The sequence below is a fragment of the Saccharopolyspora sp. SCSIO 74807 genome (genome assembly GCF_037023755.1).
GTDB classification, from domain to species: Bacteria; Actinomycetota; Actinomycetes; order Mycobacteriales; family Pseudonocardiaceae; genus Saccharopolyspora_C; species Saccharopolyspora_C galaxeae.
This window is the reverse complement of the sequence record NZ_CP146100.1, coordinates 1,622,745-1,640,882: the sequence shown is the minus strand read 5'-3', so window position 1 is coordinate 1,640,882 and position 18,138 is coordinate 1,622,745. Positions and strand designations below refer to the sequence as shown.

The following is an 18,138-nucleotide window of genomic DNA, read 5'->3' as shown; positions in this document are numbered from 1 at the left end:
AACGGGTGGGCACAGCGCGTGTCGAGCACGCTCATCCGGAGCGTTTCGCCGCCCCCGCGCACGGTTTCGCGTGGATCCGCATGATCGGCGCGCTGCTGGTGATCTACGGGCACAGTTCTCCGCTGGTGGGCAGCGGCGACCTGTTCCCGCCGGAATGGCCGCTGCAGCCCGATGAGGCCGTGCTCATGGGATTCTTCGCGATGAGCGGTTTCCAGATCACCGAGAGCTGGATCCGCGATCCGCACCCGCTGCGCTTCGCCGCCAAGCGGGTGTTGCGGCTGTGGCCGCCGATGCTCACCGTCTCGGTGGGCATGGCGCTGATCGTCGGGCCGCTGGTGACGACGTTGTCGGTTGGGGAGTACTTCGCCGCGCACGGCACCTGGGCCTACATCGTCAACAACACCGGGCTGCTGACCCTCAACCACCACTTGCCGGGTGTGTTCACCGGCAATCCCTGGCCGGGCGCGGTGAACGGTGCGCTGTGGACGTTGCCGATGGAGCTGCTGGCCTATGCCGGCCTGTACGCGTTGCTGCTGGTGGGCGCTGCCAAGCAGCGGTTGCGGTGGCTCGCGGTGCTCGCGCTGTGCGCGATCGTGGTGTGGGACCGCTACCTGGAGCAGGACCCGGGCGCGGAGTCGGCCGGTTCGCTGCTGAGCGTCCCGGTCGAGTCGCTGGTGGCGTTCCTGGTCGCGTTCGCCTTCGGCGTGGTGCTGAACCTGTACCGGATGCCGCTGTCGGTGCTGGCCGCCGGTGCCGGGGTGGCGGTGCTGGGCGCGATGCCGAACAGCATCGCCGCGTCGTTCCTGATGGCGTTCGTGGTCAGCTACGCGGTGGTGGTGGCGGGTCATTTCTGGCCCGCCCGGCTCACCGTGCCCGGGCACTGGGTCAACGGCAGCTACGGCGTTTACGTCTGGGGCTTTCCGGTGCAGCAACTGCTGGCGATGGCCGGAGTCGGCAACCAGTACGTGATGGTGCTGTGCGCGGCGCCGATCTCGTACGTGCTGGGCACGTTGTCGTGGATGTTCGTCGAAGAGCCGGTGATGCGGCTGCGCCACTACATCGCTCCGCAACGCCGCAGCCGCCCGGCGGGTGCTGTTCCTCCCGAGGAGCTGTCCGACACCGAGGAACGGGTCGACACCGAGGAACGGTCCCCGGAAGGACCGGACAGACCGCTCGACCCGATTTCCGGGCGGCCGGAGCGGTTTTGATGCGGGCGTAGCATCGGGACCATGGTGCTGTTCAAAGCTAGGCGCATGATCACCCCCGATGAGGCGCTGCCGGGCCGCAGCACTCCGCTTTCCGTGCCGGAGCGGCACGCGGTGTTCGGCGACCGCCCGATCAAGCCACCGTTCCCGGAGACCACCTCGACCCTGGTAGTGGGCATGGGCTGCTTCTGGGGCGCGGAACGCATCTTCTGGCGCACCGACGGGGTGTGGACCACCGCGGTCGGCTACGCGGGCGGGTACACCCCCAACCCCACCTACGAAGAGGTCTGCACCGGCTTGACCGGGCACACCGAGGCGGTGCTGGTGGTCTTCGACCCCTCCGTGATCACGCTGTCGCAGGTGCTGAAGGTGTTCTGGGAGAACCACGACCCGACGCAGGGCCTCCGGCAGGGCAACGACGTCGGCAGCCAGTACCGCTCGGCGATCTACTACGCCGACGACGCCCAGCGCGAAGTCGTCGAACGCAGCCGCGAGCAGTTCCAGGAGGCGCTGAGCACCGCGGGCCACGGCGAGATCACCACCGAGATCGCGCCGCTCGGCGAGTTCTACTACGCCGAGGGCTACCACCAGCAGTACCTGTCGGAGTCCAAGAACCCGAACGGCTACTGCGGCATCGACGGCACCGGCGTCTCCTGCCCGATCGGCCTCGGCACGGCCTGACCGCCCGGCCACCCGATTCAGCGAACCTAATTCTGGCAAAGATCTTTTTCCCAGAATTCCTGGACCTCGGAAACCATTTTCGGGCGCCGTGCGATTCCGCTGTCCGGAAGGTTCCGCGCCCGGTGCGCCTCGCGCGCACCGGGCCACGGAGCCGGGGGACGGAAACGCGGGTCAGCCGAAGTTCACGTCCGCGCAGGAATAGAAGGCGTTGCTGGTGTCCGCGACGTCCCACACGCCGAGGATCAGGTGCTTGCCGGTCTTGTCCGGCAGTTTCCCGGTGTGCGTGTACACGTCCGGCGGCTGCTGCCCGCCGTAATCGACGTTGACGAACGGCGCCGGTTCGAGCTGGTCGCGGGTGAGCGGCTGGCTCGGGTCCCAGCCGTCCTTGGTGATGAAGTACCGCCACGACGACGTCGAGTGGTTCGCGGTGATCTTCCACTGGAACTGGAAGTCCTGGCCGGCCTGCACGTCGGTCGCTGGCCATTGACCGCCGCGCGGGTCGTCGAGCTCGCTGAACTGCTCCAGACCGGCCGAGCAGATGCTGCCGTCGACCGGGCCCGCCTCCGGGAAGCCCTTCGGGCCTTCGACGCTCTGCGGTTCCCACTGGATCGCGCCGCAATTCGTCGCCGCGCCGGTCGAGCAGGCGTCCTGGCGGCTGGAAGGGCTCTGGGTGAATCCGTGCGAACTCGCGACACCGGATGTGAAAATCGGTAATGCCAGGGTGGCGATGCCGACGGCGGCGATACCGATCTTGCTTTTCACTTTCGACATGGAAGTACTCCCTTCCTGGATCGGTGCCGGAGAAATTTACACTCGCGTTATTCGCGGAAAATAGCACCGTTCTGCGCAACATCGCGGGGGCCGCGGCTCGGCTAGTGGTCCAGACCTTGAGGCCGTTCGGAGCAGCGCAAGATCGCGTTCGGCTTGCGGGCGGGTGCGTCCGTACGCACGATGCCGGGATGGGAGACAACATCTACCGCGTAACCGAGATCGTCGGAACGTCCGCGGACGGCGTCGACGACGCGATCCGCCGCGGTGTGCACCGCGCGTCGCAGACCCTGCGGGACGTGGACTGGTTCGAAGTCACCGAGGTCCGCGGCCACGTCGAGAACGGCGAGATCGCGCACTTCCAGGTCGGGCTGAAGGTCGGCTTCAAGCTGGAGGAGTGAACCGGCCCGGCGAGCACCACGAACGCGGAAAAGCCCCGCCGTCCTGCGGCGGGGCTTTCTCACTGCGGAGCGGATGACGGGACTCGAACCCGCGACCCTCACCTTGGCAAGGTGATGCGCTACCAGCTGCGCTACATCCGCAAGCGAACGATCTCTCGATCGCTGTTGAGCACTACTTTAACCCATCGTTCGCGCACCGTTCCAAGGGGGTCAGCGCCGTGCCGGTCCGACCCGCGACGGCTCGATGCGCAGCAGCACGCGGTCCTCTTCGCGCATCGCGCGCCGGTAGTCCTCCCAGTCGTCGTGCTCGCCGGAGACGCGGCGGAAGTAGTCCTCCAGCAGCGGCATCGCCTCGGGCAGCCGCACGACCTCCGCGGTGCCGTCGACCTGGATCCAGTCGCCGAAGAACTCGTCCGGCAGCACGCACAGCCAGGCGCGCGGGTCGCGGACCAGGTTGTGCACCTTGGCGGTGGCCGCGCGGGTGCTCACCACGATGCGCCCGGCGTCGTCCACGGCCGCCAGCACCGGGCTCAGCTGCGGTGTCCCGTCCCCGCGAAGCGTGCCCAGCACCGCGCGGTGGTGTTCGCGGACGAACGATCTTGCCTGTTCGAGGTCCATGCCCCGCCCTTCGCCGGGTGTCAGGTCGACGGGCACACCTTAGTCACCGCGCGCGAGGTCGCGAGCGCATTGGCGGGACCGGGGTGGTCCGGCGCGGCGGTGTGATCGACAATGCCTCGGGTGCCGTGCGCTTTCACCCGTGAGGCCGATGACGGTCGCGATACCGTGTCGGCACGCTCGGTCCCGGTGCGTGGCCGCTCAGGCGGGCTCCGCGGTGCCGGGCGGCGCTCCCGGTGCCGATGGCGGTACGGCTTGCAACGACCGAACGGAAACGCCCGGCGCCGGGCGAGGAGGCGACGATGAACCGCGTGGTGCGGGGCTCCGACGGCAGGTTGTGGAACGTGCGCTCCAGCCTGGAGTGGTCGAACCCGATCGCCGGCGACGACTTCGAGCACGACGTCAACGGTGGCCGCGGCCCGGGGATCATGATGTTCGGCATCCTCATCCTGCTCGCGCTGCTGTTCGTGCTGTGGACGCCGGAGGGCGTGCACGTGCCGATCTGGCTGGTCCTGGCGCTGATCGTGGCGGCGATGTTCTTCCCGGTGCGCTGGCTGCTGCACCGGCCGTGGACGATCATCGCGGAAACCCCCGGCGACGAGGAGGAGCACCAGCCGGAGCGCTGGGTCGGGGTGCAGCGCGGCTTCCTCAACGTCCGGCAGGAGACCGCGAAGGTGGCCCGCCAGATCGAGCTCTACGCCGAACCGGACATGAACGGCTCGCTGCAGCCCACGGAGTGACGGCCGCCGCAGGCCGATCGATCTTGGCAGACTGGTGGGGTGCCCGAACTGCCCGAAGTCGAGGCGCTGGCCCGGCACCTGCGCGAGCACGCCGTGGGCAGCACCCTCGCCCGCATCGACGTCGCCTCGCTGAGCGTGCTCAAGACCGCCAGCCCGCCCTACACCGAGCTGCACGGCCGCCCGGTGACCGGCGCGGCACGGCACGGCAAGTACTTGGACCTGGACTGCGACGGGCTGCACCTGGTGGTGCACCTGGCCCGCGCGGGCTGGCTGCGCTGGTCCGACGAGCTCTCGCCCGCACCGCCGAAACCCGGCCGCGGGCCGATCGCGCTGCGCGTGCACCTCGGCGGTCCCGGCTTCGACCTGACCGAGGCCGGTACGCAGAAGAAGCTCGCGGTCTGGGTGGTGGCCGATGCGGCGGAGGTGCCCGGTGTGGCCCGCCTGGGCCCGGACGCGCTGGCGGTGACCGCCGATGAGTTCGCCGGCCTGCTGCGCGGCCGATCGGAACGGGTGAAGACGCTGCTGACCGACCAGTCCGCGCTGGCCGGGATCGGCAACGCCTACTCCGACGAGGTCCTGCACCGCGCGCGGCTGTCCCCGTTCGCGACCGCGGGCAAGCTCGCGGAGGAGTCGGTGGCCCGGCTGCACGAAGCGATGCGCGAGGTGCTCGGGGACGCGGTGCAACGTTCGCTGCAACAGGACGCAGCGCGGTTGAAGGCGGAGAAGCGCTCCGGGCTGCGGGTGCACGGGCGCACCGGGCTGCCGTGCCCGGTCTGCGGGGACGCGGTCGGCGAGGTGTCGTTCGCGGATCGCTCGTTCCAGTACTGCCCGACCTGTCAGACCGGCGGCAAGCGGCTCGCGGACCGGAGGATGTCGAAGCTGCTGAAGTGACTTCCGGGGGAGCAGGGCGCCCGCCGATTGCAGCTCTGATGCAACCCATGCGATGTCATGCAAACCTGTGCCGTTCGGCGGTGCGGGTTGCGCCATGCGGCCCGCTCATCGACCGCTCACCGAGGGGTTGTGCACACTGAGCGTAGCGTTCTTGATTCCTTGCGTACCGACATCGAATACTGGTGCGGTGCAGGGGTTGTTGACCGAGCGGACCGTGCTCACGGCGCTCGCCGCGCTCGCCGTGCTCGGCATGTTCGTGCTGTTGTGCCGATCGCGCCGGGTCAGTACCTCGGTGGAAGACGCCATGCTGGCGGCGTTGCATCGTGTCACCAGCGCTGCGCCGCACCTGCGGTCGGGCATGACGCAGGATTCGGCGGACCGCACGGCGCCGCACCTGCGGGAGCTGCTGGCGTGCGTGGCGGTCGGCGTCGTCGATGCCGACGGCACGCTGCTGAGCTGGGACGGCGAAGCGAACCAGCACTACGCGGACATGCGCGGCAAGATCGAGGCGGTGCTGCGCACCGGCAAGCGCGAGTACGTCGACCACACCGACCTGCTCTGCGACGAGCGCCCGTGCCTGATGCGGCACGGCGTGGTGGTCCCGCTGGAGGTCTCCGAGGAGATCAAGGGCGCGCTGGTGATCATCAGCGACGGCGACCGGCGCCGGCTGCTGCGCGCGGCGGGCGAGGTCGCGCACCACGTGTCCACCCAGCTGGAGCTGGCGCACCTGCAGGAGTCCAAGGAGAAGCTGGCGCGGGCCGAGGTGCGGGCGCTGCGCGCGCAGATCTCCCCGCACTTCATCTACAACGCGCTGAACACCATCTCCTCGCAGATCCGCAACGACCCGGAGCAGGCCCGCGACCTGCTGATGGAGTTCGCCGACTTCACCCGCTACTCGTTCCGCTCCTCCGGGCTCTACACCACGCTGGCCGACGAGATCCGCAACATCGACCGCTACCTGACCCTGGAGCGCGCCCGGTTCGGCCCGGACCGGCTGAAGGTGCAGCTCAAGATCGCGCCCGAGGTGCTTCCGGTGGTGGTGCCGTTCCTGGCGCTGCAACCGCTGGTGGAGAACGCGGTGCGGCACGGGCTGGCCACCAAGCCCGGTGGCGGCACCGTCTCGGTGGTCGCCGAGGACCGCGGCTCGGAGGCGCTGATCAGCGTGGACGACGACGGCATCGGGATGGATCCGGAACGGCTGGACGAGGAGCTGGCCAACGCGCACCTCAGCGGCGCGCACGTGGGCCTCGGCAACATCAACAACCGGATGCGGGCGACCTTCGGCGACGACTACGGCCTGGTGGTGGAGACCGAGCAGGGCGAGGGCATGAAGGTGATCATGCGGGTGCCGAAGTTCGCGCCCGGAGTGCTGCCGCTACCAGCCACGTCCCTGGACGAACCCGCGTCGGGGGCCGCCGCGCAGTCGAGCCGGTAGCGTCGAAGCATGAACGACAAAGCGCCGCAGAAGTTCACCGACGTGCTGACCGGCAAGCTGTCCTCGAAGCTGCCGCCCAAGCTGGCCGAGCGCGCCGAACGCGGGCCGGTGGTCGCCACGGTCAAGCTGCACGGCGCGATCACCGCGAACCCCTCGCCGGTAAACCGCGGCACGATCTCGCTGCAGGCCGTGGACTCCGCGCTGACCAAGGCGTTCGGCCACGACCGGCTCGCCGCGGTGGCGCTGACGATCAACTCGCCGGGCGGTGCGGCGACGCAGTCCGCGCTGGTCGCCGACCGGATCCGCGGCCTGGCCGAGGAGAAGAAGGTGCCGGTGCTGGCGTTCTGCGAGGACGTCGCCGCTTCCGGCGGGTACTGGCTGGCCTGCGCGGCCGACGAGATCTACGCGCACAGCACTTCGATGGTCGGGTCGGTCGGCGTGGTCAGCGCGACGTTCGGGTTGAACGGCCTGCTGGACCGCATCGGAGTGGAGCGCCGGGTCTACACCGCCGGGCAGAACAAGGTGCGGCTGGACCCGTTCAGCCCCGAGAAGGACGACGACGTGCAGTGGCTGCGCGGCTTGCAGACCGAGCTGCACGAGCAGTTCGCCGACTGGGTGCGTTCCCGGCGCGGGAAGAAGCTCTCCGAGACCGAGGAGCTGTTCACCGGCGAGGTGTGGACCGGCAAGCGCGCGCAGCAGCTCGGTCTGGTCGACGGTGTCGGCACCTTGCGCGGGATCGTCAAGGAGCGGTTCCCGGAGGCGCACATCGTCGGAGTCGAACCGCGCAAGCCGCTGCTGGCTCGGTTGAGCGAGCGCGGATCGGCCGCCGGGCTCGGCTCGGGCGGTTCGGCGTCGTCGCTGCTGGACGCGTTGGAGCAGCGCGCGCTGTGGTCGCGTTTCGGGTTGTGATCGGCTTCGGCGGGCGTGCGTGGTGCGCCGCGCCGTCCGCCTTCTGCCACCCCGCCGTTCACATGCCGGGCCGAACACCGTAAGTTGATGTCACGGCGTGACACACCTCACTCGCGGGCACGGCCCGGTGTGCCCTGTGTCGCTGGGCCGGGTGATGTCAGGATGATCTGCGCAGCGCGCCCGACATGTCACCGTCCGGCGGCACCGCAGGTGCGGGCAGCCGGTCCGCGCCCGGCGCGTGTGACAGCGCTGTCGCGGTGCTCGACGCCGAGCGGACCCGAAGTCGTGGACAGTGCGCCCCCGGCGCGGCAGGATGTGGCGTTACAGTGAGTATTCAACCGGACGTGAGCGGTCGACCCGGCGACTCGGGGCTCGTCGTGCTGGCGGTGGACGACGAGATGGCCGGGCTGGACGAGATGGATTTCCTGCTCCGGAACAACCCGCGGGTCGCGCAGGTGCTCACCGCTTTCGACGCAGCCGACGCGCTGCGGCTGCTGCGCAGCGACGACCAGGTGCGCGCCAAGGACGGCGACGAGTCCGTGGTGGACGCGGTGTTCGCCGACGTGTCCATGCCGGGGCTGAGCGGCATGGAGCTCGCGCGGGTGCTCAACGCTTTCAAGCAGCCCCCGTCGCTGGTGTTCATCACCGGCCACGAGGAGAACGCGCTGGAAGCCTTCGAGGTCGGCGCGCTGGACTACATCATGAAGCCCGCCGACGCCGACCGGGTGGACCGCGCGCTGCGCACCGTCGAACGCGGCAAGGCCGAGCGCGGCAGCACCGACGGCGCCACCGGCACCGTCGAGCCCGCACCGGAACTCCCCGTGGCCGACGATGACGAGGTGATCCCCGTGGAGCTGGCCGGCACGACGAAAATGGTCTCCCGCAAGAACGTGCGCTGGGTGGAAGCCCAGGGCGACTACGCGCGGCTGCACACCACCGACGGCGGGTCGCACCTGGTGCGGATCCCGCTGGCGCAGCTGGAGGAGCGCTGGGCCGACGCCAACTTCATCCGCATCCACCGCTCCTACCTGGTGTCGATGTCGCTGGTCAGCGAGCTGCGGATGTCGTCGTCCGGTTATTCGGTGCTGCTCGGCGGCGGGGAGCCGAAGGAGCTGCCGGTCAGCCGCAGGCACACCCGCGAACTCAAGGACCGCCTGGTGCGGGCGCCCAGGCAGGGCTGGGGCCAGGCATGACGCCGCGCGGGCAGCAGCACTCGCCGGCCGGGCGGGCATGACGCCGGAGCAGGGGACCCCGGCGGCCGGGCGCCGCCGTCCCCGCCGCAAGCGCGTCGTGCTGGCCGACCGGTACCGCACCGCTCCGATGAGCCGTACGATCATGGAGCTGGAGGAGCAGACCAGCGTCGGCGAGATGGTGGTCGGCCACCTGGTGCGGGCGCAGCTGCGCAGCGCGCTGGTGCTGACCGGGCTGGTCGCGGTGGGCCTGTTCGGACTGCCCTTGTTGTTCTACCTGCTGCCGTCGCTGGGGGACGCGGTGATCTTCGGAGTCCGGCTGCCGTGGCTGGCGCTGGGGGTGCTGCCCTACCCGTTCATGGTGCTGGTCGGCTACTGGTATTCGCGTTCCGCGGCTCGGCACGAACGCGATTTCCTGCACATGATCGAGCGGTAGCTCGGCGATGGTCTCCGCTTCCTGGGCGCTGGGCGGCATCGCGCTCGTCGCCGTGGCCACTTTCGCGATCGGCATCTGGGGTTCGAGCACGGCGCGCACCACTTCGGATCTGCTGGTGGCGCGGCGGCTGGTGCGGGAGGAGCGCAACGCCGCAGCCATTTCCGGGGAATACCTCTCGGCCGCCTCGTTCCTCGGCATCGCGGGTTTGATCCTGAAGGACGGCGTGGACGCGCTGTGGTATCCGATCGGTTTCGCTTCCGGGTATCTGGCGGTGCTGTTGTTCGTCGCCGCGCCGCTGCGCCGGTCCGGCGCTTACACGATTCCGGATTTCGTCGAGGCCCGGCTGGATTCGCTGCGGCTGCGCTGGTTCAGCACGGTTTTCGTGGTGCTGATCGGCGTGCTGTACCTGATTCCGCAGTTCCAGGCCGCCGGATTGACGCTGGCCACCGTTTCCGGCGTGCCGTTCTGGGCGGGTGTGCTCGCGGTGGCCGTGCTCGTGATGGCAGGCGTGCTCAGCGGCGGGATGCGCGCGGTGACGCTGGTGCAGGCGTTCCAGTACTGGGTGAAGCTGTTCGCGATCACCGTGCCCGCGTTCGTGCTGTTCGGGGTGTTCTTGACGGGTGGATCCCACGGCGTGCGGCTGGAATCGCCCGGACCGGAGTTCCAGCACGACACGGTCGTCCAGGTGCAGACCCCGGTCCGGCTGCACGTCGCCGAGCCGGTGTGGGTCGACGTGACCGGTTCGCCCGCGCCGAGCGGGGACGGGCCGTTGCAGCCGCGGGGCCACGCCGAGGTGTTCGTCTCTGCCGGGGACTACCAGGTCGACAAGGGCACCCAGCTGCGGTTCCCGGCGCACAGCCCGGTGCCGGTGGTCGCCGACGCGGACCCGGACAACGCCTCGTGGCTGCACCCGCAGGACGGCGGGCCGGATTCGCTGGTGGAGACGTACTCGCTGATCTTGGCGACGTTCCTGGGGACGATGGGTCTGCCGCACGTGCTGATCCGCTTCTACACGAACCCCAGCGGGCACGCCGCCCGCCGCACGGCGCTGTTCGTGCTGTTGCTGCTGGGCATGTTCTTCCTCTTCCCGACCATCTTCGGATTGCTGTCCCGGTTGTTCGTGCCGGAGTTGCTGGTCACCGGAACCACCGACGCCGCCGTGCTGCTGCTGCCGAACGCGATGCTCAGCGGCTGGCCGGGGACGCTGCTGACGGTGCTGACCGCGGCGGGCGCGTTCGCGGCGTTCGTGTCGACCTCGTCCGGTCTCGTGGTCAGCATCGCCGGGGTGGTCTCGACCGACCTGCTGCGGGACCGGGGAGTCGACGCGCGGCTGGTGCTGGTGGCCACTGCGCTGCTGCCGGTGGCGCTGTCGCTGGTGCTGCCGCAGGACGATCTTCCGCGCGGAGTGGGACTCGCGTTCGCGCTGGCGGCCTCGACGTTCTGCCCGCTGCTGATCCTCGGCGTGTGGTGGCGCGGGCTGACCGCCGCCGGGGCCGGAGCGGGCCTGACCACCGGGGGAGTCCTGGTGCTCGCGGCCATGGGCGCGAGCGCGATGTGGCCGGAGACCGACGGCATCGCCGGTGCGCTGCTGCGCCAGCCCGCGCTGGTGACGGTGCCGATCGCGTTCTCGACGGCGGTGCTGGTCAGCTTCGCCACCCGCGCTCGCCTTCCGGGCGGCGTCTCGCGGATCATGCTGCGGATGCACGCCCCGGACCGGCTCGGGTTCCAGGACGGCCCGGCGACCCGGGCGAGCGGCCGGGGGCGCAGGTCGGTCCCGGAAGGACGGCACCGGCGGCGCTGAGCGTTCCGCAATGTCCGGAATGTCGCCCGATCGTTATTCACCGTCGGCAGAAGTGCCGGTGACAACCCCCACAGCACGTGCCAAGCTCTGCTTTCGCAAGTCCGCCTGATGGTCATCCACCCGGTTTGGGAAATTCCTCATTCCGGCGGATTCCGCGAAGATCATCGGGTGGTTAGCGTTCGCGCGTTCACAGCTCGAGCTCCGCCCGGCGCCGGCGGGCGGGAGCGCACCGATGCAGGAGGAAAAGACAACCGTGAACTCCACGGGCCAAAGCGATCCGAGCCCCGGCACCGATGCCGAAGTCTGGATCGAGACCCAGCGCAGTCCCGATTTCCGCACGCTCCGGCAACGGTTGCGTAAATTCGTCTTCCCGGTATCGGCGATCTTCCTCGCCTGGTACTTGATCTACGTGCTGCTCGCGGACTACGCGCACGGCTTCATGAGCATCAAGCTCGCCGGGAACATCAACGTCGGCCTGGTCCTCGGGCTGTTGCAATTCGTGTCCACGTTCGTCATCACGACGCTCTACGTCCGGTTCGCCAACAAGAACCTGGATCCGGTGGCCGAGCGGATCCGCGAGAGCGTCGAAGGAGAGCAGCGGTGAGCGCCACTACGACCGCGCTGGGAATGCACCTGGCGCAGAACCCGAACACCGACACGGCGTCCAACCGCTGGCTCAACATCGGCATCTTCGCGGTGTTCGTGCTGGTGACGCTGGTGATCGTGTTCCGGGCGAGCCGGAACACCAAGACCGCGTCGGACTACTACGCCGCGGGCCGCTCGTTCAGCGGCCCGCAGAACGGCATCGCGATCTCCGGCGACTACCTGTCCGCGGCGTCGTTCCTCGGCATCGCGGGCGCGATCGCGGTGTACGGCTACGACGGATTCCTGTACTCGATCGGCTTCCTCGTGGCCTGGCTGGTGGCGTTGCTGCTGGTCGCGGAACTGCTGCGGAACACCGGCCGGTACACGATGGCCGACGTGCTCAGCTTCCGGATGCGGGAGCGTCCGGTGCGCACCGCGGCCTCGCTGTCGACGCTGGCGGTGACGTTCTTCTACCTGCTGGCCCAGATGGCGGGCGCCGGCGGCCTGATCGCGCTGCTGCTGGGCGTGACGGACAAGGGCCAGCAGGCCATCGTGATCGCCGTCGTCGGCGTGCTGATGATCGTGTACGTGCTGGTCGGCGGCATGAAGGGCACCACATGGGTGCAGATCATCAAGGCGGCGCTGCTGATCGCGGGCACGTTCGTGATGACGGTGTGGGTGCTGGGCCTGTACGGCTTCAACCTGTCCGGGCTGCTCGGATCGGCCGTGGACACCGCGGGCGCGAACGGCGAGAAGCTGCTCAACCCGGGTGCGCAGTACGGCAAGACCGAAGCCAGCAGGCTCGACTTCGTGTCCCTGGGGCTGGCGCTGGTGCTCGGCACCGCGGGCCTGCCGCACGTGCTGATGCGCTTCTACACCGTGCCCACGGCCAAGGAGGCGCGGCGCTCGGTGGTGTGGGCGATCTGGCTGATCGGCCTGTTCTACCTGTTCACGCTGGTTCTCGGGTACGGCGCCGGGGCCATGGTCGGGCCGGACGTGATCAAGGAGGCCCCTGGCGGGGTCAACTCGGCAGCGCCGCTGCTGGCGCTGCAACTCGGCGGGCCGTGGCTGCTCGGGTTCATCTCGGCGGTCGCGTTCGCCACGATCCTCGCGGTCGTCGCGGGCTTGACGATCACCGCTTCGGCGTCGTTCGCGCACGACATCTACGCCAACGTGATCAAGAACGGGCAGGTGGACGACAAGCAGCAGGAGGTGAAGGTCGCGCGGATCACCGCGGTGGTGATCGGCGTGGTCTCGATCCTCGGCGGCATCGCGGCCAACGGGCAGAACGTGGCGTTCCTGGTCGCGCTCGCGTTCGCGGTGGCGGCCTCGGCGAACCTGCCGACGCTGCTGTACTCGCTGTTCTGGAAGCGGTTCAACACCACCGGCGCGCTGTGGAGCATCTACGGCGGGCTCGCGGTGACCATCGTGCTGATCATCTTCTCGCCCGCGGTGACCGGCGACGAGGAGGCGATGTTCCCGTCGCTGGACATCGCGCTGTTCCCGCTGAAGAACCCGGGCCTGGTGTCCATCCCGATCTCGTTCCTGCTCGGCTACCTGGGCACGGTGCTGAGCAAGGAGCCGCACAACGCGGAGAAGTACGCCGAGATGGAGGTCCGCTCGCTGACCGGTGCCGGCGCGGAGAAGTCGACCGCGCAGCACTGAGAAGTGCTCCGTCACTGATAAGTGCTCGGACAACCGCGCAGTCCAGGAACGCCCCGCCCACCCGGCGGGGCGTTCCGCTGCGCGGTGCGAGTCACGGCACGGGCGAGTCGCGGCACGGGGACGTGGGCACCTCACGACATGCCCACGGCCGGCGTGGCAGCATCGTGGCGTGACTACCCCGATGCAAGTGCCCGGTGTCCCGCCGGAGGAGCTGCCCGCCGAACTGCCCGGTGCGGGCAACGCGCTGCTGGACGTCCGGGAGCACGACGAGTGGGCCGCAGGGCACGCGCCCGGCGCGGTGCACATCCCGATGAGCGAGATCCCGCAGCGGCTCGACGACCTGCCCGAGGCCGACCAGCTCTACGTGGTGTGCCGCTCCGGTGGCCGTTCGGCGCGCGTCACGGCGTACCTGAACGCGAACGGCTGGGACGCGGTGAACGTGGAGCGCGGCATGAACGGCTGGCACACCAGCGGCCGCAGCGTCGTCTCCGACGACCCCGGCACCGAGCCGTACGTGCTGTGACTCCTCCCGAGCCGGGTCCGCCGCCGCGGCCGGAGTGGGTGGCCACTCCACCGGGCGGACCGCGCACGCGCAGGCGCCCGCGCCCGGCTCGCCCCTACGCCGGACCGCCCGCGTACCCGGCGGTTCCGCGCTGGGGCTTCCCGCCGCTGGGATGGCGCTGGCCGCTCGCGCTGCCGACGCAGCCGCGGGCCGATCCGGTGCAGCGGGTCGCGTCGTGGTCGGCGACGACGATCTCGGCGCTGCGGCTGACCGCGGGCATGGCCGGTGTGGCCGCCGCGGCGGAGCTCTGGCGCTACGTGCTGCTGCTGATGAGCCGGGACACCGCGCTGTCGAAAACCGCGTTGGACGTCTCGGACGCCCTGGTGCTCGCAGCGGGTTCGCTGAGCTGGCTGCTCGGTTTCTGCAGCGGAGTTTTCGCCGTGCTGTGGCTGCTGTGGGCGCGCGTCGCCTCCGCGGATCGGATCGGGGTGCTTCCGCGCCGCCCGGATTGGCAGGTCGTGGCGGGGGTGCTGGTGCCCGGCGCGAACCTGGTGCTGCCGGGTTCGGCGCTGGCCGAGGTCGAACACGCCGTGCTGATCGGTGCGGGCACCCGCGGTTCCGGCGAGCGTCCCCGTCCCTCGCGGCTGGTGCTGGCTTGGTGGGCCGCGTGGGCGGTGAGCCTCGTGCTCGGCTGGATCGCGTTCCTGTGGGGTTTCCGCAGCGGAGTACAGGCGCTTGCGGACGGCGTGGTGCTGCACTTCTGGACCGATGTGGCCGTGGTGGCCGTGGCAGTGCTGACGTTGCGCGTCGTGCACTACCTGTCCAGCTTGATCGTGCCGCTGGATCCGGCGGGGCTGGCGCGCTGGCGCGTCCTCGACGTCCGGGGTGCGCCGACGCCGCAGCGCGCCGAGCGGCCGTCCACCGCCGCGCGCTGAGCGAGCTTCGCCCAGCGGGCGGTTGGCACAGCGGGCGGCTGGCACAGCGCACGGCGGTTGCCCCGGGGAATCGCCGGTGTCCGCGGCTCGGTAGCGTCGGTGGGTCCGATCACACGACTCGAGCGAGGAGGCTTCGAGTGTCGAAGCGAACGGCCACCCGGTCCCAGGCCGCAGAGGGCGCTGTCGGCCCGAGGCAGCCTTGCCCGTGCGGGTCCGGCAAGCGCTACAAGAACTGCCACGGCACCGCCCGAGGTGCCGGCGACGTGATCGTGACCAGGCCGTTCGAGGGCCTGGCCGCGGAGGGCGACCTGGTGGCCCTGCGCGAGTTCGTCCCGTCGGCCACGGCGAAGCTGCCGTTGCGCGACGGCGCGGACGTGACGGTGGCCTCGGTGCTGCCGATGGCGGCCGCGGCGGTCAAGCGCTCCGACGAGGAGGCGTTCGTCGGGCTGCAGGTGCAGACCCGCTCCGGCGATCTCAGCCGCGACCTGGCCCGCGCGGTCGAGTGGGTGCGCGAGGCCGAGGCGGGCGAGTCGCTGCCGGTCGTCGGCCCCGAGACGCCGCAGCCGGACGCGACCCGGTTGCAGGACCTGATCGACCCGGACGCCGAGCTGGACGTCGAGCTGCACGAGGACTTCTCGTGGTGGCTGCCGGAGGGCACCGAGCCGACCGGTGAGATCAAGCTGTCCCTGGAGCGGGCGAACGCCGCGATCATGCCGACCGCCCGGCTCTCCACCGCCCGCTCGGCGTACTGGGTGGACACCGGCGAGAAGGCGCATCTGCGCTGGGTGCGCCCGGAGCCGGAGGAGAAGCTGCTGGCCGCCTGCGCGCGCCTGTCCGCGCGCGGTGAGCTGGCGCTGGACGACGACAGCCGGTTCGCCGGGTCGTTCCGCGCGCACGGCGTGCTGGTGCCGGTGTGGGACCTGGACCGCGACAAGCACCCGCGGGAGTGGGACGAACCCGCTGCTGCGCTGGGCGAACGGCTCACCGAGGCGTTGCAGTCGCTGGAGAGCACTCCGCTGGACGCGACCGAGCGGCGTTCCCGCGACGGGTTGCGCGGTCGCCAAGTCACGCTGCGCTGAGGCGATGCCGGAGCGCGAAGTGCCCGAGGAGCTCCCGCGCGTCCTCGCCGACGTGGGGGAGCTCGCCGCGGACGAGTCATCCGGTGTGCGGTGGAAGCTCGCTGAAGCCGGGCGGCAGTTGGACGCCAACGTCGTCCGGTTGGCCCCGCACCAGCGTGTGGACGCGCACGCCGAACCGGACCTGGACGTGCTGCTGCTCGTGCTCGGCGGGAACGGCGTGCTCGAAGCCGCGGACGGCTCGCACCCGATGACCGGGGGCGCGCTGCTGTGGCTCCCGCACGGCTCGCGCCGCGCCTTCACGGCCGGGGAAGCCGGGCTCACTTACCTGACCACGCACCGACGGCGTCCCGGGATGTGGATCGGCTCCGCGCCCTGATCTCCGCTGGGCCGTTCGGGTGGTCCGGAACCGGAACGGCAACCCTGCCGACCGCGGGCGCGTACCTCCGTAAAGCGACAGTGCTGCGGAGGGGAGTGGTGGCGTGACCGCTCGATCGCCTGCTGTGCCACCCGCCGCGGAGTCGGCGGTGAGCTGGTCGCGCCCGGTGCGAGCGCGGGACGTGGCCGAGGTGGAGGACGACTTCGCGGAGTTCGTCCGGGCCGCCCTGCCCGGGTTGATGCGCTACGGCCACGCGCTGACCGGCAATCCGCACGACGCGGCGGACCTGGTGCAGACGGTGCTGGAGAAGGTCGGCGCCCGCTGGTCGAAGATCAGCCAGAGCTGCCAGGAACCCCGCGCCTACGTGCGCAAGGCGATGGCCAACGCGCACGTCAGCCGCTGGCGCAGAACTCGCAGGGAAACGCTGCTCGCCGAGTTCCCGGACGTCCCGGCCGCCGATGCCCCGGACCGGCTGGAGAACGAGCCGCTGTGGCAGGCGCTGCGGGACCTGCCGCCGCGGCAGCGCGCGGTCGTGGTGCTGCGCTACTACGAGGGCTTGTCCGAAGCGGAGATCGCCCGCTCGCTGGGCGTCAGCCCGGGCACGGTGAAGAGCCAGGCCAGCAAGGCGCTGGCCGCGTTGCGCCGCAAGCTCGGCCCGCTGTTCGAGGGCGGTGAGGTGTGATGGGGCTCGACGACGAGCTGCACCGCTTGTTCGCCGACGACCGGCTGGAAGTGCCGGTGCGCACGGGCGCCGAATGGGCGTTGGTGGCGTCCGCGCGCCGTCGCCGCAGGCGGCAGACGGCCCTCGCCGCGGTGGGCAGTGCGATGGCGTTGACGGCGCTGGTCGGTGGCGGTGCCACGCTGGTCGCCCGGTCGCCGCAGGAGCCCGTGCGCCCGGCGGCGCCGGTGGTCGTCACGCCCAGCTCGACGCAGCAGCGGACGCATCCGCACGTGGTCCCCACGTCGCCGCCGCCGGACCGGCCGAGCCGGATCGAGCAGCCGGGAGCACCGCCCGAGGTGCCGCGCGGCAGTTCGACGCACGAGATCCCGTCGATCCTGCGCGATTCGGAGTCCTCCCGGCCGGAGCCGACGACGTCCAGTCCGTCGAGCTCGGAATCATCGACCTCGCAGTCGACGTCCTCGGCCCCCAGCGGCGACGCGGACTAGACCAGCGGCGAACCGCGCGAAAAGGGCGGCCGGACAATCCGGCCGCCCTTCGTAATCGCGCCTTGGTCACACGGCGCCGCCCGCCACGGGCGGAGCGGTGGCGTCGAGGCCTTCGTCGCCCACGTTCTCGCGGGCGAGGAAGTTCTCCACGTCGAACAGGTTGCCGTTGGAACGGTCCACCACGGCCAGCAGCGTGGACATCTGCGAGACCTCTTCGACCTGTTCCTTCAGGAACCACTGCAGGAACTGCTCACCGAGGAAGTCGCCTTCGTTGCGGGCCTCCTTGGCCAGCGTGAAGAACTCCTGGGTGACTTCGCGCTCCTGTTCCAGCGCCAGCGCGACGAGTTCGCGGGTTTCGGTGAAGTCGTTGCGGACCTCGTCGATGGCCGGGATGGCCACCTTGATGTCGTTGTCCATCAGGTACTGCACGATCATCATGCCGTGGTTGCGCTCTTCCAGCGCCTGCCGGTAGAAGTGCGCGGCCAAGCGGGGCAGGTCCTCGTTGTCGAACCACACCGCTGCCGCGAGGTACTGCTGCGATGCGTTCAGCTCGTTGCGCACCTGGTCCTGCAGCAGCTGGTGGAATCGGGATTCGCGGGGCTGGAGCTTCTTTGCGGTGACGTTCATGCTGCCGATGGTACGCCGAATTCGCGCCCTCACAATTTGGCGAGGAATACCTGGAGGAACCTTCGCCTCGCCTTTCCCAGGTTCCCTTCACCTAATTTCGGCAAGGCGATCCTTACCGGTGTTCGTGGTG

At 70.1% G+C, this 18,138-nt stretch carries 21 protein-coding genes and 1 tRNA gene; 18 read left to right on the top strand and 4 right to left on the bottom strand.

Translation table 11 applies throughout. The annotated features are described in order from the left end of the window. The first annotated feature begins 5 nt into the window (after positions 1 to 5). Together V1457_RS07330 and msrA are read left to right on the top strand one after the other, a co-directional pair. On the top strand, positions 6 to 1,208 hold the full coding sequence (locus tag V1457_RS07330; RefSeq protein WP_338601738.1) for an acyltransferase: 1,203 nt from the start codon (positions 6 to 8) through the stop codon (positions 1,206 to 1,208). Between the two features lie 21 nt (positions 1,209 to 1,229). Further along, entirely contained in the window at positions 1,230 to 1,886 is a 657-nt protein-coding gene (gene msrA, locus V1457_RS07325; protein ID WP_338601735.1) for a peptide-methionine (S)-S-oxide reductase MsrA, read from the top strand. Between the two features lie 171 nt (positions 1,887 to 2,057). On the opposite strand, the gene V1457_RS07320 is transcribed toward msrA, so the two are convergent. Continuing rightward, a complete protein-coding gene (locus V1457_RS07320) occupies positions 2,058 to 2,657 on the bottom strand; it encodes a lytic polysaccharide monooxygenase (protein ID WP_200068088.1) in 600 nt (199 codons plus the stop codon). A 188-nt stretch (positions 2,658 to 2,845) separates the two neighbouring features. Between V1457_RS07320 and V1457_RS07315 the strand changes: the two genes are divergently transcribed. Then, on the top strand, positions 2,846 to 3,055 hold the full coding sequence (locus V1457_RS07315) for a dodecin (protein WP_200068089.1): 210 nt from the start codon (positions 2,846 to 2,848) through the stop codon (positions 3,053 to 3,055). Between the two features lie 68 nt (positions 3,056 to 3,123). On the opposite strand, the gene V1457_RS07310 is transcribed toward V1457_RS07315, so the two are convergent. Both V1457_RS07310 and V1457_RS07305 read right to left on the bottom strand, forming a co-directional pair. Continuing rightward, positions 3,124 to 3,196: transfer RNA gene (locus tag V1457_RS07310), tRNA-Gly, on the bottom strand. Positions 3,197 to 3,265: 69 nt separating this feature from the next. Beyond that, positions 3,266 to 3,709 carry a PPOX class F420-dependent oxidoreductase gene (locus tag V1457_RS07305; RefSeq protein WP_338601728.1) on the bottom strand — a complete coding sequence of 148 codons (444 nt, stop codon included), beginning with the start codon at positions 3,707 to 3,709 and terminating at the stop codon, positions 3,266 to 3,268. Positions 3,710 to 3,972: 263 nt separating this feature from the next. Between V1457_RS07305 and V1457_RS07300 the strand changes: the two genes are divergently transcribed. The 15 genes from V1457_RS07300 (at position 3,973) to V1457_RS07230 (ending at position 17,381) form a co-directional block, all read left to right on the top strand. Then, a complete protein-coding gene (locus tag V1457_RS07300; RefSeq protein WP_200068090.1) occupies positions 3,973 to 4,410 on the top strand; it encodes a DUF983 domain-containing protein in 438 nt (145 codons plus the stop codon). 39 nt (positions 4,411 to 4,449) lie between these two features. Beyond that, the gene (locus V1457_RS07295) at positions 4,450 to 5,301 is read left to right on the top strand and encodes a DNA-formamidopyrimidine glycosylase family protein (RefSeq protein ID WP_338601725.1); all 852 of its coding nucleotides are present in this window, start codon (positions 4,450 to 4,452) and stop codon (positions 5,299 to 5,301) included. A gap of 187 nt (positions 5,302 to 5,488) precedes the next feature. Beyond that, positions 5,489 to 6,736 (top strand): histidine kinase, encoded by a 1,248-nt coding sequence (locus V1457_RS07290; protein ID WP_295143348.1) that lies wholly within the window; start codon positions 5,489 to 5,491, stop codon positions 6,734 to 6,736. Positions 6,737 to 6,745: 9 nt separating this feature from the next. Beyond that, positions 6,746 to 7,645, top strand: a complete 900-nt coding sequence (locus V1457_RS07285; protein ID WP_338601719.1) for a S49 family peptidase — start codon at positions 6,746 to 6,748, stop codon at positions 7,643 to 7,645. A gap of 344 nt (positions 7,646 to 7,989) precedes the next feature. Continuing rightward, positions 7,990 to 8,838 (top strand): LytTR family DNA-binding domain-containing protein, encoded by an 849-nt coding sequence (locus V1457_RS07280; protein ID WP_338601716.1) that lies wholly within the window; start codon positions 7,990 to 7,992, stop codon positions 8,836 to 8,838. A gap of 37 nt (positions 8,839 to 8,875) precedes the next feature. Further along, positions 8,876 to 9,271 carry a hypothetical protein gene (locus V1457_RS07275; protein WP_200068094.1) on the top strand — a complete coding sequence of 132 codons (396 nt, stop codon included), beginning with the start codon at positions 8,876 to 8,878 and terminating at the stop codon, positions 9,269 to 9,271. Positions 9,272 to 9,278: 7 nt separating this feature from the next. After that, the gene (locus V1457_RS07270) at positions 9,279 to 11,072 is read left to right on the top strand and encodes a cation acetate symporter (RefSeq protein WP_338601713.1); all 1,794 of its coding nucleotides are present in this window, start codon (positions 9,279 to 9,281) and stop codon (positions 11,070 to 11,072) included. 253 nt (positions 11,073 to 11,325) lie between these two features. Then, positions 11,326 to 11,676 (top strand): DUF485 domain-containing protein, encoded by a 351-nt coding sequence (locus V1457_RS07265; protein WP_338601711.1) that lies wholly within the window; start codon positions 11,326 to 11,328, stop codon positions 11,674 to 11,676. Between the two features lie 23 nt (positions 11,677 to 11,699). After that, complete coding sequence (locus V1457_RS07260; RefSeq protein ID WP_338604879.1) at positions 11,700 to 13,322, top strand: cation acetate symporter; 1,623 nt, start codon at positions 11,700 to 11,702, stop codon at positions 13,320 to 13,322. A gap of 181 nt (positions 13,323 to 13,503) precedes the next feature. Next, positions 13,504 to 13,845 carry a rhodanese-like domain-containing protein gene (locus V1457_RS07255; protein ID WP_200068648.1) on the top strand — a complete coding sequence of 114 codons (342 nt, stop codon included), beginning with the start codon at positions 13,504 to 13,506 and terminating at the stop codon, positions 13,843 to 13,845. Between the two features lie 38 nt (positions 13,846 to 13,883). Continuing rightward, positions 13,884 to 14,759, top strand: a complete 876-nt coding sequence (locus V1457_RS07250; protein WP_200068097.1) for a DUF4328 domain-containing protein — start codon at positions 13,884 to 13,886, stop codon at positions 14,757 to 14,759. A gap of 137 nt (positions 14,760 to 14,896) precedes the next feature. Next, complete coding sequence (locus V1457_RS07245) at positions 14,897 to 15,838, top strand: DUF5926 family protein (protein WP_200068098.1); 942 nt, start codon at positions 14,897 to 14,899, stop codon at positions 15,836 to 15,838. A 4-nt stretch (positions 15,839 to 15,842) separates the two neighbouring features. Further along, on the top strand, positions 15,843 to 16,214 hold the full coding sequence (locus tag V1457_RS07240) for a hypothetical protein (protein ID WP_200068099.1): 372 nt from the start codon (positions 15,843 to 15,845) through the stop codon (positions 16,212 to 16,214). 103 nt (positions 16,215 to 16,317) lie between these two features. Beyond that, positions 16,318 to 16,896: a SigE family RNA polymerase sigma factor gene (locus V1457_RS07235; protein ID WP_200068100.1), complete on the top strand. Its 579-nt coding sequence runs from the start codon at positions 16,318 to 16,320 to the stop codon at positions 16,894 to 16,896. Continuing rightward, the gene (locus V1457_RS07230; protein WP_200068101.1) at positions 16,896 to 17,381 is read left to right on the top strand and encodes a hypothetical protein; all 486 of its coding nucleotides are present in this window, start codon (positions 16,896 to 16,898) and stop codon (positions 17,379 to 17,381) included. The genes V1457_RS07235 and V1457_RS07230 overlap by 1 nt, the downstream gene beginning before the upstream one ends. A gap of 66 nt (positions 17,382 to 17,447) precedes the next feature. Here the strand turns inward: V1457_RS07230 and V1457_RS07225 are convergent, their stop codons facing one another. Then, positions 17,448 to 18,008 (bottom strand): ferritin, encoded by a 561-nt coding sequence (locus V1457_RS07225; protein ID WP_200068102.1) that lies wholly within the window; start codon positions 18,006 to 18,008, stop codon positions 17,448 to 17,450. Positions 18,009 to 18,138: the final 130 nt, after the last annotated feature.

What these genes read in the sequence shown, in the direction of transcription:
- V1457_RS07225 (WP_200068102.1), bottom strand. Translation starts at nt 18,008, where the DNA reads ATGAACGTCACCGCAAAGAAGCTCCAGCCCCGCGAATCCCGATTCCAC.
- V1457_RS07275 (WP_200068094.1), top strand. Translation starts at nt 8,876, where the DNA reads ATGACGCCGGAGCAGGGGACCCCGGCGGCCGGGCGCCGCCGTCCCCGC.
- V1457_RS07315 (WP_200068089.1), top strand. Translation starts at nt 2,846, where the DNA reads ATGGGAGACAACATCTACCGCGTAACCGAGATCGTCGGAACGTCCGCG.
- V1457_RS07270 (WP_338601713.1), top strand. Translation starts at nt 9,279, where the DNA reads ATGGTCTCCGCTTCCTGGGCGCTGGGCGGCATCGCGCTCGTCGCCGTG.
- V1457_RS07260 (WP_338604879.1), top strand. Translation starts at nt 11,700, where the DNA reads ATGCACCTGGCGCAGAACCCGAACACCGACACGGCGTCCAACCGCTGG.
- V1457_RS07300 (WP_200068090.1), top strand. Translation starts at nt 3,973, where the DNA reads ATGAACCGCGTGGTGCGGGGCTCCGACGGCAGGTTGTGGAACGTGCGC.
- V1457_RS07285 (WP_338601719.1), top strand. Translation starts at nt 6,746, where the DNA reads ATGAACGACAAAGCGCCGCAGAAGTTCACCGACGTGCTGACCGGCAAG.
- V1457_RS07255 (WP_200068648.1), top strand. Translation starts at nt 13,504, where the DNA reads ATGCAAGTGCCCGGTGTCCCGCCGGAGGAGCTGCCCGCCGAACTGCCC.
- msrA (WP_338601735.1), top strand. Translation starts at nt 1,230, where the DNA reads ATGGTGCTGTTCAAAGCTAGGCGCATGATCACCCCCGATGAGGCGCTG.
- V1457_RS07230 (WP_200068101.1), top strand. Translation starts at nt 16,896, where the DNA reads ATGGGGCTCGACGACGAGCTGCACCGCTTGTTCGCCGACGACCGGCTG.
- V1457_RS07240 (WP_200068099.1), top strand. Translation starts at nt 15,843, where the DNA reads ATGCCGGAGCGCGAAGTGCCCGAGGAGCTCCCGCGCGTCCTCGCCGAC.
- V1457_RS07320 (WP_200068088.1), bottom strand. Translation starts at nt 2,657, where the DNA reads ATGTCGAAAGTGAAAAGCAAGATCGGTATCGCCGCCGTCGGCATCGCC.